16 protein-coding genes are annotated in these 14,856 nt (G+C 56.5%); 11 read left to right on the top strand and 5 right to left on the bottom strand.

Annotation, left to right across the window (positions count from 1 at the left end; genetic code table 11):
* The 5 genes from ACREB4_RS11555 to ACREB4_RS11535 all read left to right on the top strand — a co-directional run.
* A partial coding sequence (locus ACREB4_RS11555; protein WP_431588367.1) for a hypothetical protein occupies positions 1 to 314 on the top strand: 314 nt, incomplete at its 5' end.
* Entirely contained in the window at positions 311 to 775 is a 465-nt protein-coding gene (locus ACREB4_RS11550) for a DUF1810 domain-containing protein (protein ID WP_431588366.1), read from the top strand. The genes ACREB4_RS11555 and ACREB4_RS11550, both read left to right, overlap by 4 nt.
* Positions 772 to 1,161 (top strand): VOC family protein, encoded by a 390-nt coding sequence (locus ACREB4_RS11545; protein WP_431588365.1) that lies wholly within the window; start codon positions 772 to 774, stop codon positions 1,159 to 1,161. The genes ACREB4_RS11550 and ACREB4_RS11545 overlap by 4 nt, the downstream gene beginning before the upstream one ends.
* 414 nt (positions 1,162 to 1,575) lie before the next feature.
* Positions 1,576 to 3,894: an AAA family ATPase gene (locus ACREB4_RS11540; protein ID WP_431588364.1), complete on the top strand. Its 2,319-nt coding sequence runs from the start codon at positions 1,576 to 1,578 to the stop codon at positions 3,892 to 3,894.
* A 59-nt stretch (positions 3,895 to 3,953) separates the two neighbouring features.
* A complete protein-coding gene (locus ACREB4_RS11535) occupies positions 3,954 to 4,526 on the top strand; it encodes a DUF6998 domain-containing protein (protein WP_431588363.1) in 573 nt (190 codons plus the stop codon).
* 156 nt (positions 4,527 to 4,682) lie between these two features.
* Here the strand turns inward: ACREB4_RS11535 and ACREB4_RS11530 are convergent, their stop codons facing one another.
* Both ACREB4_RS11530 and ACREB4_RS11525 read right to left on the bottom strand, forming a co-directional pair.
* The gene (locus tag ACREB4_RS11530; protein WP_431588362.1) at positions 4,683 to 6,032 is read right to left on the bottom strand and encodes a hypothetical protein; all 1,350 of its coding nucleotides are present in this window, start codon (positions 6,030 to 6,032) and stop codon (positions 4,683 to 4,685) included.
* A gap of 485 nt (positions 6,033 to 6,517) precedes the next feature.
* The gene (locus ACREB4_RS11525; protein ID WP_230178021.1) at positions 6,518 to 6,958 is read right to left on the bottom strand and encodes a hypothetical protein; all 441 of its coding nucleotides are present in this window, start codon (positions 6,956 to 6,958) and stop codon (positions 6,518 to 6,520) included.
* Positions 6,959 to 7,247: 289 nt separating this feature from the next.
* On the opposite strand from ACREB4_RS11525, the gene ACREB4_RS11520 reads away from it, so the two are divergent.
* A complete protein-coding gene (locus tag ACREB4_RS11520) occupies positions 7,248 to 7,919 on the top strand; it encodes a class I SAM-dependent methyltransferase (RefSeq protein WP_431588361.1) in 672 nt (223 codons plus the stop codon).
* Positions 7,920 to 8,419: 500 nt separating this feature from the next.
* On the opposite strand, the gene ACREB4_RS11515 is transcribed toward ACREB4_RS11520, so the two are convergent.
* A complete protein-coding gene (locus tag ACREB4_RS11515) occupies positions 8,420 to 9,001 on the bottom strand; it encodes a hypothetical protein (RefSeq protein WP_431588360.1) in 582 nt (193 codons plus the stop codon).
* A complete protein-coding gene (locus ACREB4_RS11510) occupies positions 8,998 to 9,297 on the bottom strand; it encodes a hypothetical protein (RefSeq protein ID WP_431588359.1) in 300 nt (99 codons plus the stop codon). Before ACREB4_RS11510 ends, ACREB4_RS11515 begins: the two co-directional genes overlap by 4 nt.
* Positions 9,298 to 9,517: 220 nt before the next feature.
* Between ACREB4_RS11510 and ACREB4_RS11505 the strand changes: the two genes are divergently transcribed.
* On the top strand, positions 9,518 to 9,778 hold the full coding sequence (locus ACREB4_RS11505) for a helix-turn-helix domain-containing protein (RefSeq protein WP_431588358.1): 261 nt from the start codon (positions 9,518 to 9,520) through the stop codon (positions 9,776 to 9,778).
* A gap of 50 nt (positions 9,779 to 9,828) precedes the next feature.
* On the opposite strand, the gene ACREB4_RS11500 is transcribed toward ACREB4_RS11505, so the two are convergent.
* The gene (locus ACREB4_RS11500; RefSeq protein WP_431588357.1) at positions 9,829 to 10,053 is read right to left on the bottom strand and encodes a hypothetical protein; all 225 of its coding nucleotides are present in this window, start codon (positions 10,051 to 10,053) and stop codon (positions 9,829 to 9,831) included.
* A 217-nt stretch (positions 10,054 to 10,270) separates the two neighbouring features.
* On the opposite strand from ACREB4_RS11500, the gene ACREB4_RS11495 reads away from it, so the two are divergent.
* From ACREB4_RS11495 to ACREB4_RS11480, 4 genes are all read left to right on the top strand, one after another.
* Positions 10,271 to 10,393: a hypothetical protein gene (locus ACREB4_RS11495; RefSeq protein WP_431588356.1), complete on the top strand. Its 123-nt coding sequence runs from the start codon at positions 10,271 to 10,273 to the stop codon at positions 10,391 to 10,393.
* Positions 10,394 to 10,684: 291 nt separating this feature from the next.
* Positions 10,685 to 11,146, top strand: a complete 462-nt coding sequence (locus tag ACREB4_RS11490; protein ID WP_431588355.1) for a helix-turn-helix domain-containing protein — start codon at positions 10,685 to 10,687, stop codon at positions 11,144 to 11,146.
* A gap of 412 nt (positions 11,147 to 11,558) precedes the next feature.
* Complete coding sequence (locus ACREB4_RS11485) at positions 11,559 to 12,584, top strand: hypothetical protein (RefSeq protein WP_431588354.1); 1,026 nt, start codon at positions 11,559 to 11,561, stop codon at positions 12,582 to 12,584.
* Positions 12,577 to 14,844 carry a hypothetical protein gene (locus tag ACREB4_RS11480; RefSeq protein ID WP_431588353.1) on the top strand — a complete coding sequence of 756 codons (2,268 nt, stop codon included), beginning with the start codon at positions 12,577 to 12,579 and terminating at the stop codon, positions 14,842 to 14,844. The genes ACREB4_RS11485 and ACREB4_RS11480 overlap by 8 nt, the downstream gene beginning before the upstream one ends.
* Positions 14,845 to 14,856: the final 12 nt, after the last annotated feature.

Here is a 14,856-nt window from a genome sequence, read left to right as displayed (position 1 = left end):
GCCGGCTTGACGGGCCCGCCGCGAAGAAGGCTTCAGCCGGCCTGGCGCTCAGTACCGGTCATCACGTCGACCATGTAGACCTCGGGCGCGCCGTCCAGCAGCGACAGGCCGGTCATGCCCAGCGCAGATGGGCCTGGAACATGTCATCGATCCAACTGGCCGGCAGGGTCGTGTCCAACGCTAGGTGCGCCATCACCGCACCGGGGGCTTGCTGTTCGAACCTCTCACCGACTTTTTGCCAGGGGTCGTCTCAGAAAACGGAAAATAAAGCGCGGCAGCTTGTTGTTGTCGGGTTTCACTGGGAACGATCATGACCACACCACATGCCGGATTTGATCTGGAGCGCTTTGTCCGAGCACAAGTGCCCATTTACGTTACCGCGCTCGCCGAACTCAAGCGTGGAAGGAAGCAGTCTCACTGGATGTGGTTCATCCTGCCGCAACTGCGGGGACTCGGGCAAAGTGAGATGGCGCGGACATACGGGTTGCAAGGCTTGGCGGAAGCCCAGGCCTACCAAGCCCATGCCCTGCTGGCCCCTCGACTGAACGAATGCGTCGAGGCCATGCTTGCCCACGCCGGCACACCGGCCCACGCCATTTTGGGTGGGGTCGACGCTCTCAAGTTCCGCTCGTGCCTGACCTTGTTCGACAAGGCCGCGCCCGATGTGCCGATCTTCTCTGAAGCCCTGGCTGTGTTCTTCGAGGGGCAGCCAGACCTCGAAACGCTGCGCCTGTTGCAAGAGAACGAAGCAGGCCACAGGAGCGAATCATCATGACACCCCAACCCCTGATCGTTGTACATGACGTGCCCGCCACCAGCCGCTGGTACCAGGCCACACTGGGTCTGCAAAGCGGCCATGGCGGCCTTGAATACGAAATGCTGATGGACGGTGAACGCATGGTGATGCAGCTTCACCATTGGGACGCACACCACCACCCGCACTTGGGCCAGCCAGCGCAACAGCCTTACGGCAATGGCGTGCTGCTGTGGTTCAAGACCGACCACTTCGACGAAGCGCTGGCCCGCATTGGGCAGAGCGGCGCCACTGTGCTCGAGGGGCCGCTCGTCAATCAAAACGCGCAACACCGCGAGGTGTGGCTGCAAGATCCCAACGGCTACAAGGTAGTGGTGGCCGGCGCCCACGGTGATCTCGGGGGCTGAACTCAAGAAGCTCGCGACATGAGTGACAGCTACGAAGCGATTGCGGTCTAACAGCTGTCAGTCCGCAAGGGGCTGCTGTCGCTGCACACCTGCCGTCCGGCGGTGCAATGTCAACAAAAGGCTGCGCCTCAGTCCATCTCTACGGCCGAAATAACTGCAATCCGCCGCATCACACTCTTGTGTGAACTGGATCCGTGCACCGAAACGGATGAGGCAACCACTTAAAGAGCGCAACTGAGAGGGTGGCTGAAGAGCGCGAAGGACACTTCACGAGCGCAAGTCTGAGCGTTTTTGAGGCATCGAGAGGCCGCTAGTCAGCAAGCTATGATGAACAATATTGGAGTAGCAAATGAAGACCCTCGCCAATAGGCTCCGCCCTACTAGATAGGGCGTAATTTCAGGGCTTGGGTAGGGATGGTCATGCTTAACAAAATTATCACGCTGGACAATCTGGGTGTGTTTCGCCACGGCACACCTAAGGCTGCCGAGTTCGGCCGTGTGACCTTGCTATACGCCGAGAACGGCCGAGGCAAGTCTACGATTTCCGCCGCCTTGGCCTCGTTGAGTTCCGGCGACGTTGGCCCGTTGGCTGCGCGTCGCACCTTTGGTGGCGGAGCCCAAAAAATTGCGGTGAGGTGTACCGTCAGCGGTACCTCTGTCAATGCTCAGTTCGACGGTGCGAAGTGGTCAGTTGCTGTGCCCGACATCGTCGTGTTCGACCAGCACTTTATCGAGCGGAACGTCTACGCTGGATCAGAGGTACAGACAGCCCATCACGAAGCGCTGCTGGAGTTTGCTCTGGGCACAGCAGCTGTGAAGAAAAAGCAGGAGGTGGATACGGCAGGCGAGGACCAGACTGCGGCCACCAAGCGTCGGACCACCGCTGAAGACCAGCTCAAGGGATACATGGGGACGACGCTGTTTGCCGTGTTCCATAAGCTTGTCCAAGACGGAAAGGTCGACGAAACCATCGCGAACCTGGAGAACCGCATTGCGGCTGCGAAGGATGCCGGCGCTATTGCTGCTAGGGCTTCCTTGTCGTCTCTGGCAGTTCCGAGCTTCGACTTCAGCAAGTTTAAAGCCATCTTGTCACGGTCGCTGCAAGATGTGCATGCTGAGGCGGAGCGGGCGGTAAAGGCGCATGTTGCCCATCTTGAGAGCGTCCCAGAAACCGAACCAGAAGGTTGGTTGGCTACGGGCCTTCGATTGATGTCCGATCGCAACTGCCCGTTCTGTAGTCAGCCCGCGGAAGGCGTCCCGTTGATTGCGGCGTATCAGACCTACTTCAACCAAGCATACGTTGAGTTGACGGCGGAGGTTCGAGACCTGGCGCTGACGGCGAGTGCGGCCGTATCCCTGGCTGGCCTGACCTCATACGAAGGGGTCGACGCTACTAATCGCGAGCGCATCAACGGTTGGGGCGGCCAGCTGAAGCTACTGTTGACGGCATTGGATATTGAGCGGGCCCGCCAGACTGTGGCCTCTGCCATGAAGAAGGTTGATGCTCTGGTCCAGCAGAAGAAGCAGGCCCCGTTGCAGGCGGCTGACTCTGCCATCTTGATCGATGCGGAAGCAGAGCTGAATGCTGCTTTTCAAGTTGTCACAGCCTACAACGCCGAAGTGGTCACGGCCAACGACACAATCGCAGCCTACAAGGCTGGCTTAGCCGCAGAAAAGTTGGACTTGCTGCAATCACAGCTCGCATCCGCAAAGTTGAACAAGACTCGGTTTACTCCCGAGGTCGTGGCGCTAGTCGACGAAAGACAGCAGGCAGACGCCGACAGACGCAAAGCTGAAGCAACCAAGAAGACCGCTCGCGAAGAGTTGGACGCGCTCATGGCGAGCGTGCTCGACAAATTTCAGAAAAGCATCAACAACTGGCTAGCGAAGTTCGGCGCTGACTTCACTGTCGTCAAGTTGAAGCCCACCTACGTTGGCAGTACCGGAACGCCTCGTACGGAGTATGGGCTGTCGGTTCGCGGACAGACGATTCCGGCTGGGAAGAAGGCGAACATCCCTTGCTTTCAGACCGCGTTGAGCGATGGCGACAAGAGAACCTTGGCATTGGCCTTCTTCTTGGCCAAGCTGTTCGACGACCCAGACCATGGAAACAAAGTCATTGTGGTCGACGACCTGTTCACAAGCCTTGACAAGCATCGCCGCGCACAAACGGTTGACGCGATAACGCAATTGGCTCGCAGCGTTGAACAGCTGATTGTTCTGGCACACGATGCTTTCTTTCTGCGGGACGTGTTCCGGCGGCTCACGGGGAAGGTCATCTGCACCCCTGTCCTGCTTGAGGCTGTGCGCGCTGTCGATGGCTACTCAGAGCTGAAGAATGGGTTCGACATGGACGAGGCATGCGCAACCGATTTCTACAAGCACTACCGTGCGCTAGATGACTTCCTTATTGCGAAGCCTTCGGAGAAGCCGCTGGCAGTCGCCCAAGGGCTGCGGCCTCTTTTGGAGGGGCACCTGCACCGACGCTTTCCCGGTCGTATTGCTGAGGGGGTTACCGTGGGCAGCGTTCTACAGGTCATCAAAGATGCGCCGGCCGATAGCCCTCTGGCGTTGCTCCAGGGAAGCCTTGCCGGGCTTCACGAGCTGAATGACTTCGCAGGTGCTTTCCATCACGACACAAGTGGCGCAGTACCCCGAACTGAGGTAACTGATGCCGAACTGAAAGCCTACGGAGACCGGACGATGCAGCTTTTGCACACTGGGTATCTGTAGCTAGGGCGGTGCGATATCGACGAAAATGGAGAGCGCAATGAGCGACTGGGATTTTTTGCATGAGATGCACGATCGAGGCTGCAGCGCCGACGACATCGCTTGCAGCTGGCGTCGGCTATGCGCCATGGGAAGAGGCTTACCTCAGTAGGCAGTGGGTTGACGAAGAACTGAAAGGCCAGTCGCCGGACCCCGCCAAATCGCTGAAGCTGCGGGAGCCGTTCAAGAGCCGGGATGGCTTCCCGTTCTCGGTCGTCGAACAGGCCGAAATCTTCGAGGTTCTGGTCGACTGCGCTGAGCGTCACTTCACGAACACGGGTAGGTACCTGCAAGTGTGGGGCGAACTCGGTGAGATTTACGCGGAGATCAAGTTTGGCTTGCGCCGCCATGGATCCCACCAGGCCGGATCCGACGGCACCATCGACGGTAAGCTCGTCGAGGTGAAGACCATCTCTCCCGAGAAAACCGGTGACCAGGTGATCGTCAAGAGTCAAGGCGACTTCGAGCAATTGCTGATCGTTCGTATCGACCAGAACTTCGAGTTCACCGGCAAGCTCATCGATCGGAGTGACTTGGCGGATAGGCGGGGAAGGTTTCTCAAAGCGCGCATGCAAGATGCTGATGACTCTCGATAAGTCTACAGGATCAAATCAAAAGGACCAGGGGAGGCGATCCTCCTTGTCCGATGCCAGGCTGGCGGCTTACTCCGTTGCGCTGAGAAGCCCCCTCGCAGCGATAGCCGTCCTTCAGCTAGAGCGACGCGAATGACAGCAGGTCGGCGTGCACCGGGCTCAATAATCGATCCGATCATAAAGAACCTTACGTCGATACGAAGGGAGGTAAGTTGAACCATATCGTTCAATCGCCTCAATTTCCAGTGGAAGCACCCTATTGCGCAGTGAATCTTTAATCCGATCCAAATGGTCGAAGTTGCTGCGAGTCGCTTCATCGTCTCCAACTCGCTCTGGATCAATGGTCCGAGCGCCAAGCACTGCATCCCGCAGTCTTACCAACCTGTCGCGAGCCGGGGTGTGTGTGCTCGGGCGTACGGGAGGAGCTATGAAATCCCTCACCGTCTGCCAAAGTTCGAGTCCGAAGAAAAAATACGAGACTGCACCAAGTCTAATGGCTAGCTGACCGTCTGAAAGATCCGGATCGAGAAGTGCCGCCCGATCCGCCTCGAACTCTTGTTGCTGACTACGCGAATACACCTGCTCGCTTGATCCAAGCTTTCCTGGAAAAACTTCATGCGCCAAAGTCACATGCTGTCGTGCACCCATATGCCCCAAGGTATGGTGCGCGTACTCGTGTCCGATGACGAACTGAAGTTGCTCGCGCACCATCGCCCTACAGTGCGAGTTCAAAGGCTCTGGAGGATCCCCCCGAGGATCCAAGTCAAAGTCAGGAGACTCTGTACTCATCATTGTCCTGATAGCGATAAAGAGTGCGGCAGAAGTGTCTTCAGGTGGAATGGATTGGCCCTGCGTCATGAGGAACAGATTCATGAAGAAGAGATATTCGCCCAACGTCTCCGAGACTACGATGATGTCGCCATGAGGTGATCGAATACATGCTGCGTTTGGATCTAGCAAGAATGCGAAGCCGGCTTCCACTCGCTTGCATTGCGCTCTCAGAGCGTCCGGGAGACTGAAGAGGTACTCTTCAAACGAGTGCGTATCGAAGTGCGATGTCAACGACCAGGCAGCTCCAACTTTTTCTCGCCGCCGCAGGAACAAGCGATTTAGCCGAGTGCTCTCCGAAATTTCCTCTGCTCGTATTTTCAGTAGGTGATGTGCGGCACTTGTTGGCCTTTCGATGCTAGCAATTTCTTCGAGTGTGCAAATGGGATAGTAGAAGGCGGAATGTGCACTCAACCCCGCAACTTCACTGCGAGGGTAGGCAGTTTCCAGGAAGACTGCTAAGTTTGGTCCAAAGAACGTGCGCTTGCGAATCGATGTTTCATCAATCCGCCCCTGTAAACTCGCCTCAAATTCAGCCCGGAGCTGGTCATACACTTCTGGGTCGTTGGAGCGATACAGGACTTCGGTCCCTATGACCATGTCCACGGGATCGAGTTCGAACACTTCTCTTATCACGCGATTGATCTCGTCGGTCTGCGGCAAGGTAAAGATGTTGGTCATCGGATAGTTGTTTTCTGCAGTTCTGAGTCGTGACGTTTAAGAAGGCATTCAGCTTCTCGAGGCGACCGATACCACACTGGCCACCTCGAGGTTAAGCGTCCTCACCATACGACTGTTCGGCCACCAGGGGGAAGTTAGGACGGCTGCCCTGGTGGTGCCGACAAGGCCGCAACTATCGGGCATGAGTCGGCATCGTGCCCGCGCTCGGTTCCTTTAAACCTTCAGTTGCCAGTCGAAGCCTGGCGCTCCCTGGATCGATTCCGACAGCCCGATCCAGTTAAAGACGATCTCGTGCGGATCGGACAAAAGCTTCCCCTTCTCCTCGTCGTAGCGGAAGGTTGCCCGTCCGTTAACTCTGCTGTGCATTTTTGACAGCTGAGGTGCCGACCATTAAATGACCGTAGTTCATGAAAGCTGTCGTTCGGACGCCGGCGCTGGAATGACTCAAATCGGCCTGATGCTGAAGTCCGCCGGGGTTCGGCCGCTCATACCTTGGCGAGGAAGGCCGCCGCATCACCCGCTTCACACTTCCAGTCTGCGAAGACCCCGACGAGATTGCATTCCACGCAGTGGCAAGCGATGTAGTACCAGCGCACGTCATGTGTGCCCTCGTACACGGAGACGCCGGACATCAGCTCGAACACCTCGTTCTCGCACACACACTCGTGCGCCTCGGGCACGGCTTCTTCGACGTAGTCCGCGCTGTCGCCCATCAGGTGTTCCTGCCCACAATCGGTGCAGGTGCGGATTGCCACGCCGGCTTCTTCATCGGTTTGCAGCGCGAAGGTCCGGCACCCGCAATCGCATTTGGACGCGGCAAACCGGACGGCTTCATGGCGATTCGCAGCGCTGTAGCTGCGCAACTCGGCTTGGGTGTCGCCAGACGTCGTCCCGTACCAGAACTCCCCCTTCTTCGTCAGTGCCATTGATGCTGCTCCATTCTTCAAGGTGGGCTTTCCGGCATGCCTGACGCCAAGCTCGCCCCTATCATCTGTATTTTGCCTGGAGGCCCGGCGAATCGTCGTAAAGGGCCCGGATCAGGGTGGTCGCCGACAAGGGCTGCAGACATCCTTAAATGCCGAGTCTTGGAGATTGCAACCATCCGGCGGCCTCTGATTCGAATGGCTCACATTAGCCTGGAGCCGAGACGCATTGGAGACAGGCAGGTGTGCAGCGGAAGCGGACCATTTCGCCGCAGAACTTGGCGACCGAGACATGCCAGAAGCAGACATACTCCATGAGATGGAGCTTCCCGAGTCCACGGCCGCAATCTTGTCCGGGTATCAGCGCGATGCAGTCGCACTGATCGCGCGCTACGAGGCGGTTTCCCCCGCCGACAAGTACCGGGCCGTCGCCGACCTCATTCCCAGGTGGCAGTGCAATGTCGTCGACATCGGCGCGGGCTCTGGCGTCGACGCGGCTTGGCTCGCTGCGAAGGGGCACCGAGTCCTTGCGATCGAACCTGTCGAGCCACTGCGGCGCGCGGGTGAGCGACTGCATCCGTCCGACCGCATCGAATGGCTGAACGACATCCTGCCCTCGCTGGCACGGGCAAGAGCGAAGGCAAGGCAGTTCGACTTGGTCCTTCTATCGGCCGTATGGCAGCACTTGCGCGACGACTTGCACGAAGAAGCGTTGTCGAACATCTCCCGGATGTTGAAGCCCAGTGCCAGGGTGATCATTTCCGTCCGGAACGGCCCAGGTGACCCGAGTCGACCAACCTTTGCGGTATCAGTGGAACGCACGATAGCGATAGCTGCGCTACTTGGCTTACACACTATTCGTCACGCGAGAGCCGAATCATTGCAGCAGCGCAACCGCGACGCGGGCGTGTCCTGGGACTGGCTCGCCATGGAATTCACTGGCAATCCGCGCGGCGACCGCTGATTGGCTGCTTCGGGTCGAGAGCAGCTCGCAGACGGGGGCAGCTTGAACGGCCGCTCACAGCCTTAACCTGACATCGCTCGCAATCGCGCGAAGAGTTTTGACCGGTACAGCCGATCATTCTTCCAGCTCGGCCAACAATTGTTCAAGAAAGTTGCCCCTTATGTTCTTGGCAGCTGCATCCATTGCGCCATAAGGGATCCTGAATACCGAATCCAAGCGCCAGCGATGTCGGCTTCATTTACACGTCGCCCTATGTTTAGCATCCTGGCTATCCCTTGGGAAATTCACCGGAGGAATGCATCGGTGACCCTGACTGCATCTCGCGTTGACCAAGTCGAAGCTTCGCCCAGGCGCCATCCCGCTTCGCCTCCTCTCGAAGACTGTCGACTTCACAGGACGTAAGCTGCTTGACCTGGCCCGCTGGTGGTCCACGTTTCTCGGGGGTTTCCTTTTTCGGTAGCGTCATGCTTGATACCCGTCAGAACCGGTCCTGAGGAGCATTAAGGACTTAGCTGATCATCAATGAACTTAACGGTTTTGGGGAGAGCTTGTTTGAACGTCTCATCTTCATGCGGCGCAAGCTCGATGGTGCCATCCGCAAGGGCCTTACTGACATTCGCTTTGTAGAACCTTACAAAGGCATCCCGAGCGGCAATGGAGGAACCATCTCGCAGAGAAAATATCTCCTGCAATACTCCTCTCATGGCATTCATACACACGACCGCACGGTTGTGCTGCCACATACCCTCGCGCGTTCGTCCAGTCATCCGCTGAAGATCTTGCTCGCAGTGGGCTAGCCGAGCTTTGAGCGCCGCCATCGACTCTGCCTGGTGCTTGACGAGCTGGCGAAGGTGAGCGTTTTCCTGTGCCACCGTTTGGCTCGTCAAGAACTGTTCTCGGAGCAGGCGATTGCCTTCTGCTGCAGCTCGTCCCCAGCCTTCGCTGAAACCGGCCTGGTAGCCTTCATCCTGCCCAAGCGCCCGACCTTCGGCAATGCCTTCCGCAAGACCCTGGTTACGACCAACGTGCAAGTTGGCCAGGGCATGGTCGAGCGACCCCATGTAGCCACCATCCAAGCTCATGATGGTGGCCCCGCTCGTCCGTTAGCTACATGGCTCGCGAGATTTCCGACAGCGAGCTGCATGTCGGCAATAGACGCCTCAAGTTGCTTGATGCGGGCGCCCTGCCAAACGACCTCCTGCCGCTCCTTGGTCAGCAGCGCCCGAATGTGTTCTTTTTCTTGGATGTGCTGTCGTGTGCGGGCCACTTGCTCCTCAATGCGCAAGTTGGAGAGCTCAACAGCTCGATTCCAGCCGACCACCTGCCCCTCATCGAAGCCTTGGCGGTAGCTCTCTGCGATGCATTCCGAGAGTTCCACTCGCCCTGCTTCCTGGCCGGCGTTTACTTTCGCAAGTGATTCGATGCTACCCGCGCCCAAAATCGTGCCTCCAGCGTCACTAACCTCTATGGGTGACAATCTTACAGTCGGCCGGCTGCATTTGTCACTCATAGAGAGTGAACTTATATAGCGTGCACTTATAAAGCGTAGCCTGTTAGGACGTGTACTCCTAGGATCGCAACCCTTTTAGAGGGGCGCGATGTCACTGGATCCACGTAAGCAATTTGGAATGCGCCTGAGCGAGTTGCGCAAAGCCAAGGGCTGGTCCCAGGAACGACTTGCGCTGGAAAGCGGGGTCGCTCGAAGCTACCTCGGCGGTGTTGAGAGAGGGCAACGCAACATCGCCCTTCTGAACATAGTCAGGCTAGCTGAAACGCTTGGAGTGGCACCGTCAGCACTATTGGAGAAACCTTCCGCCACAGGGTCAGCGGGTGCTGACGATCTGACGCAAGTAGCTTAGACAACGGGCAAATAATGGGCGCTGAGCTCTTTGCCATCTGGCCGAATTTTTCAGTAGCCAGCACCCGCACGCAATTGACCATCTAGCACCGCCGGTTCGTCCATGAAAGCATTGAGCGCGCGATGGGCCTGAGGCGCATTGAGCGATGCAAGCCGTTGATCAAAGCGCTCGGTCAACTCAGTCAGGTGCTGGGATTCGCAGACTTCCTTGGAGAGGTCGGCAATCACGCCAGTTTGCTTGACGGGGTCGCGGGGGGTCGAATCATTAGCGGACATCCTGGAACTCCTTGAGGACCAATCTTCTAGCTTGGCTGCCGACTGAACTTGGCGCACTCATTGTAGAAAAGTCGAGGCTTTCGGGCAATGGATCGCCTTGGCCAGCTAGACACCTGCGAGCTTCACATTGAACTCCAAGGTCACTGACTCGCGGCATGAGGTTTTGACCAACCTCGCCAGTGACGCATCGTTCAGCGCTCCCAACGTTTGACTCAACATGCCGTCTCGCGGTGTATTGGACGACAACATCCTGCGATTGGCTGAAGCGCTGGGCGTCAATCCGAGCGAGTCGCTCGAAAGGCCTCCAGCGGCCTGGCACCAGCGTCCGATGCTGGACTGATCCGGTAGCTGGTCACGGTGTAGCGGCCCTAAATAACCCTCTGTTTTTTCGGGCATTGTTTTTGGGCCTGTCAAAACCGGTTGTTAGAAAAGTGATTCTGGCCATCCCCTCTGCGGCCCCAACTATCGGCCCTGCCTGCGTTAACTCCCATTTCACAGAGATTTCCTGCGATGGGTCGGGCAACGGCTTGAGTGCAGCGGCACGCCCAAGGTTAATTGCTTGCCTTGTTAGCTCAGATGGTTTGCTTAACAATACCAAAGAAGCATTGCTCACAGCCATCCCTTCAAACCCATGACCGCCCCCTCAGCTTCGACCGAACCAAAACGAGACTGCGCCGCATTTGCTCAAGAGCTGCGCAGACTGCGCAATGTGAGAGGCGTCGCTCAATCTGATCTGGCAAGGCGGTTAAACATAAAGCCTCCGTACTTGAGCGCTGTCGAGCGTATGCATAGACCTGCGCCTGGTCAAAGCTTCGTTGAACGGGTATGCATCGCGTTAAAACTCGATACCCAGGAAGCGCTTACCTTGGTGGCCATGGCGGAACGCGCGAGAAGCAGTTGGAAGCAGTGGCTGCGACTTCGGAGAAATGAAGCAAATGCACGGCCAAATTACGCGGTTAACTCTACGGGTGTGGAAATCACGATCAACGGCTTTTGCATCGTGATCTCCCGGCTGCTGGACAAACAACCCGATGGGATTCAAATTGTTATGAACGCAAATCCATATGACAAAGGAGTTCCTCACATGACCTAGCCAACGAATCTTGAGGCTGGGAAAGCGAAACGGCCCGCAGTAAGAGCTGCGGGCCGTTTCTTGTCGAACATGAAGTGGCTACTTCGGTTCGCATTTTGCATTTCCCACACACAGTCGTCAAGACCGCGCCATCCGATGTTGATCGGTGCGGCGACTGTTGCCGCCCATTCACTCCTCTTGCAGCGCACGTGATGTGCCGCTGCACACATGGAGTCTTCCTCGGTTGACGGCCTCGTCGATCGGCTCGCGGACACGATCAGGAGAAAGCAATGCGAAAGTTCAACGCAACTCGTTCTGAATAGAACGCCCCCTAGCTAATCAATGCATCCGACGGTCGCAGCATCGCTGTGACGAGCGGCTGCGTCATCCCAAAACGTATCCAACAGCACCTAACGCTGCCGGAGGACTAGCCATGCCAGTTGATCAACTTGACCGTCCACGAGCAAACTCTGCCGTGGTGGAAAGCGGTTATAGCGCTCCATACCTCTATCTGCTGGAAGACGACCAAACGTCATCCGCAAAACTCCAACCGACTGCGTACACCAAATGCAAACTCAGCGCTGTTGAACGCGCCATCCGCTCGGGGTACGGCCAAGGCCGTGGGGAGGCATTTCGTCCGTGGCTTCGCATCCGCAGGAACTTCTCTTCACCGACCAGCCATCAAGTTTTTGACAGCGTCGGCATTCACGCGCGCAATCACCACTTCCTAAGCAAACTTGAATTCCACACAGCATTACTGGTGAGCTACGCCGGCGCATCAGAGCTTAGAGAGTGCCTCCCACTTTGGCCGTTCGATCATGCGCACCCTGACTGTGGAATAGAAGGCGAATCGGAAGCGCATCCAACCGAAGCTATGGGTCTAATAGACATTGCCCGACGGGCCGGCATAGAACATGGCTGCTTTGTTGGCACCACCGTCCCCTATGTCGCATCAATCGATTTAATGTTCAGAGTCCGTCGTGCGCTACGCTGGAAACTGGTTGGCGTGAGCTGCAAGCCCAAGCAAATCACGGAACAAAGCGAGCGGGCGCAGGAACGCATTGAACTGGACCGCTTGTACTGCGCATCAGTTGGAGCAATGCATATCCACGAGTGCGGCACCAACTTTGATGCCGAACTAATCAAGCAACTGCTATGGATACGTCCTCTCGAAAGCGAACTTCGCTCGCATCAGCAAACAGCCAGACTAGCGGACTTTGCTGCCTACTTTGATGAGTACTCAGATCACCGCTGTGTCTCGGAGTCTTCAATCGCCGCAGGCCGCCAAATCGGGCTCAGTCGCGATTGTTCCCACCTCTTCTTTCGTATGAGCGCGTGGCTGCATCTGATCGACATCGACCTAACCCGACGTATTCAGATGCGCTCCCGGATCAAACGCGGCGGCATGCGCGTTATCCATTCATTGAAGGCGCAGTACCTAGGAGTAGTTCATGAATGACATCTTCATCGGGTGCGCTCTACGCGAACATCGGACTTCGAAAGAGCCCGGACTGTACGGACGCGTCATCCATCTTGACATCCGAGCGGACCTGGTTGTGGTCTCGCGGGTGCCAGGCAAGAACAAGCTTGGACATCAAAAAAACTATGTTCAAAGGCCCGTGCACAGCAATCTTTCAAACCTACAAAGCCAAGTTCAAGCAGGTAAATTCAGCGTTGTGGAGTTTGATACGCCTTCGCATTGGCTGTTGACATCGGAACAGCTAAAGCAGAACTTGACATGCGGTCTACAGCGAACCTCCAGGCGCGCCCTCAGGAAATGGGTTCTGAGAAGAGCCAAGGCCTACCAACTGATCAGGCCGTTCGTCCATGAGCGATCCATTGAACAGATTCTCATGGACCCAATACTTCCGGGCTGGCCGGCTAAGCGATCGAAGGAACTCAACCTGAAGGGCTGCTCTCAAGTGCAAAGGGCGCTCAATGCGTACTTGCTGGCACTGGGCCTTCGCAATGGCCTACTGCCTGGGTATGCAAACTGTGGGAACCCCAACAAGCAGAAATTTAGCAAGACCAAGACAGGGCGCCCTACAGAGTTTGGAACTGAACGACCTGATCTCAGCGGCTTGAACTGTAATAAGCAAGACCGGCAGATCTTCGAGAAAGGTTGGAAAAAATTCAAGAAGCCGGGTGTGTCTGTTCGAACAGCTTTTCAAAAGACACTTGAAGAGTGGTTCTGCAAGTCAGTTAGATGGAACGGTGTGACAGCAGTTGTCACCCTGGAGCCTCGCGCTGAGAAGTTCACTGCCAAGCAATTCGAATATTGGGGAACACGCGCGCCCGACGCTTTGTCGGCCAATGCAATAGAGAAGGGAGAGACTGCGGCCAAGCGCGAATTCATGCGAAGACAAGGAAAGACCAAAGACAGGTACCTGACCGCAAATGGGGAAGCGTTCCTTGATAGCACCAGTTGTGACCAGACCATGGTCTCATGTGCATCGCGACTTAAGGTTCTAAGTTCACCATGGCGTACTGACGTCATGGGGGCCGCCACTGATTACATCTTTGGCCACCACGTAGGCTTCGAAAACCCAAGCGCCATGACGGCGCTGATGGCCCTCCTCCACGCGGCTGAAGACAAGGTCGAGTACTGCGCAAGGCACGGAATCACGATCAAATCCCGAGACTGGTTGTCCATGACATTCCGACAAATTCTTATGGATAACGGGGAGGGAAAAGGACAGCTGGTAATGCGCACTCTGGAGTCCATGCAGAGTGGTGCCAGCTACGGATCTGCCTATGACTCCATCAATAAAGCGCCGCAAGAATCTAAGCACCGAAGCACGCAAAGAAACATTGATCACCTGATGCCAGGATCAACGATGGGGAGACGCGCCCGGAGAGGCGAGCCTGATAGGGCGTCATTGGCTCGCCTCAATTTTTTCGAGTACATGCCCCAACTCATCAAGCATGTCCTCCATCACAACAATGTTGAGCGTATTGCACTACCGACCATCGAGATGCGCCAGGACGAGGTTGAGCCCACGCGACGCGGTGTCGTTGAGTGGATGACGGCCAACGGATACATGACGTCGGCCCCTACCGACCTGGCTGCACTGCGAATTCAATGCTTGCCGCTCCTGAAAGGGTGCTTAGGCTCTGGTGGACTAAAGCTGTACGACCCGACATCCAGCGGCAAACGCATCATTCCCATGCTGATATTCAGCAGCGATTGGTTGCAACGATCCGGAATGCTTGATCGGGCACATAGCAAGGTGTGGCAACTGGAAGCCCACCTGAACCCGTCCGATCTGTCCAAGGTTTGGGTCAATTTGGGTGGACTGAAATGCCTGCACCTTAAAACACAAGATCCTGACATGTTCAAAATGACGCTGCTGGACTGGATTGCGGTAAGTCGGGATGACCGTCTGCATGGATATCTTGGCCTTGTTGAAAAGACGCGAGAGAGCGTGGACCGGATTGCTTCCATCAAACATGCGACTAAAGAAGCTAATCGGGAGCGCACTGCGGAGATCAAGGCCCAAGGTGTAAAGCCAACCAAGACTGAACAAAGGCGCGATAAGCGAGACAACACCGCTGTCGAAAGATCCGCAATGACTGGGCTTCCACGGCCGCCAAAGCGCACGTCGCCCCCTCAGGCGAACAAGGCGCCTGCCGAGACTTCTTTCACTCAACCCATTGCGCAATCACAGCCAATGGCATTGGGCTATCAAGACGTCATCCGCGCCTTGCGTGAACTCTAAACCAATACCAAC

Source organism: Aquabacterium sp. (assembly GCF_050725395.1).
Classification (GTDB): Bacteria; Pseudomonadota; Gammaproteobacteria; order Burkholderiales; family Burkholderiaceae_C; genus Aquabacterium.
The sequence above is the reverse complement of the archived record's forward strand: the minus strand, read 5'-3'. Positions and strand labels throughout refer to the sequence as shown.

Coding starts and splice junctions, on each gene's coding strand:
- ACREB4_RS11550 (WP_431588366.1), top strand. CDS start 311: ATGACCACACCACATGCCGGATTTGATCTGGAGCGCTTTGTCCGAGCA.
- ACREB4_RS11545 (WP_431588365.1), top strand. CDS start 772: ATGACACCCCAACCCCTGATCGTTGTACATGACGTGCCCGCCACCAGC.
- ACREB4_RS11540 (WP_431588364.1), top strand. CDS start 1,576: ATGGTCATGCTTAACAAAATTATCACGCTGGACAATCTGGGTGTGTTT.
- ACREB4_RS11535 (WP_431588363.1), top strand. CDS start 3,954: ATGAGATGCACGATCGAGGCTGCAGCGCCGACGACATCGCTTGCAGCT.
- ACREB4_RS11530 (WP_431588362.1), bottom strand. CDS start 6,032: ATGACCAACATCTTTACCTTGCCGCAGACCGACGAGATCAATCGCGTG.
- ACREB4_RS11525 (WP_230178021.1), bottom strand. CDS start 6,958: ATGGCACTGACGAAGAAGGGGGAGTTCTGGTACGGGACGACGTCTGGC.
- ACREB4_RS11520 (WP_431588361.1), top strand. CDS start 7,248: ATGCCAGAAGCAGACATACTCCATGAGATGGAGCTTCCCGAGTCCACG.
- ACREB4_RS11515 (WP_431588360.1), bottom strand. CDS start 9,001: ATGAGCTTGGATGGTGGCTACATGGGGTCGCTCGACCATGCCCTGGCC.
- ACREB4_RS11505 (WP_431588358.1), top strand. CDS start 9,518: ATGTCACTGGATCCACGTAAGCAATTTGGAATGCGCCTGAGCGAGTTG.
- ACREB4_RS11500 (WP_431588357.1), bottom strand. CDS start 10,053: ATGTCCGCTAATGATTCGACCCCCCGCGACCCCGTCAAGCAAACTGGC.
- ACREB4_RS11495 (WP_431588356.1), top strand. CDS start 10,271: ATGCCGTCTCGCGGTGTATTGGACGACAACATCCTGCGATTGGCTGAA.
- ACREB4_RS11490 (WP_431588355.1), top strand. CDS start 10,685: ATGACCGCCCCCTCAGCTTCGACCGAACCAAAACGAGACTGCGCCGCA.
- ACREB4_RS11485 (WP_431588354.1), top strand. CDS start 11,559: ATGCCAGTTGATCAACTTGACCGTCCACGAGCAAACTCTGCCGTGGTG.
- ACREB4_RS11480 (WP_431588353.1), top strand. CDS start 12,577: ATGAATGACATCTTCATCGGGTGCGCTCTACGCGAACATCGGACTTCG.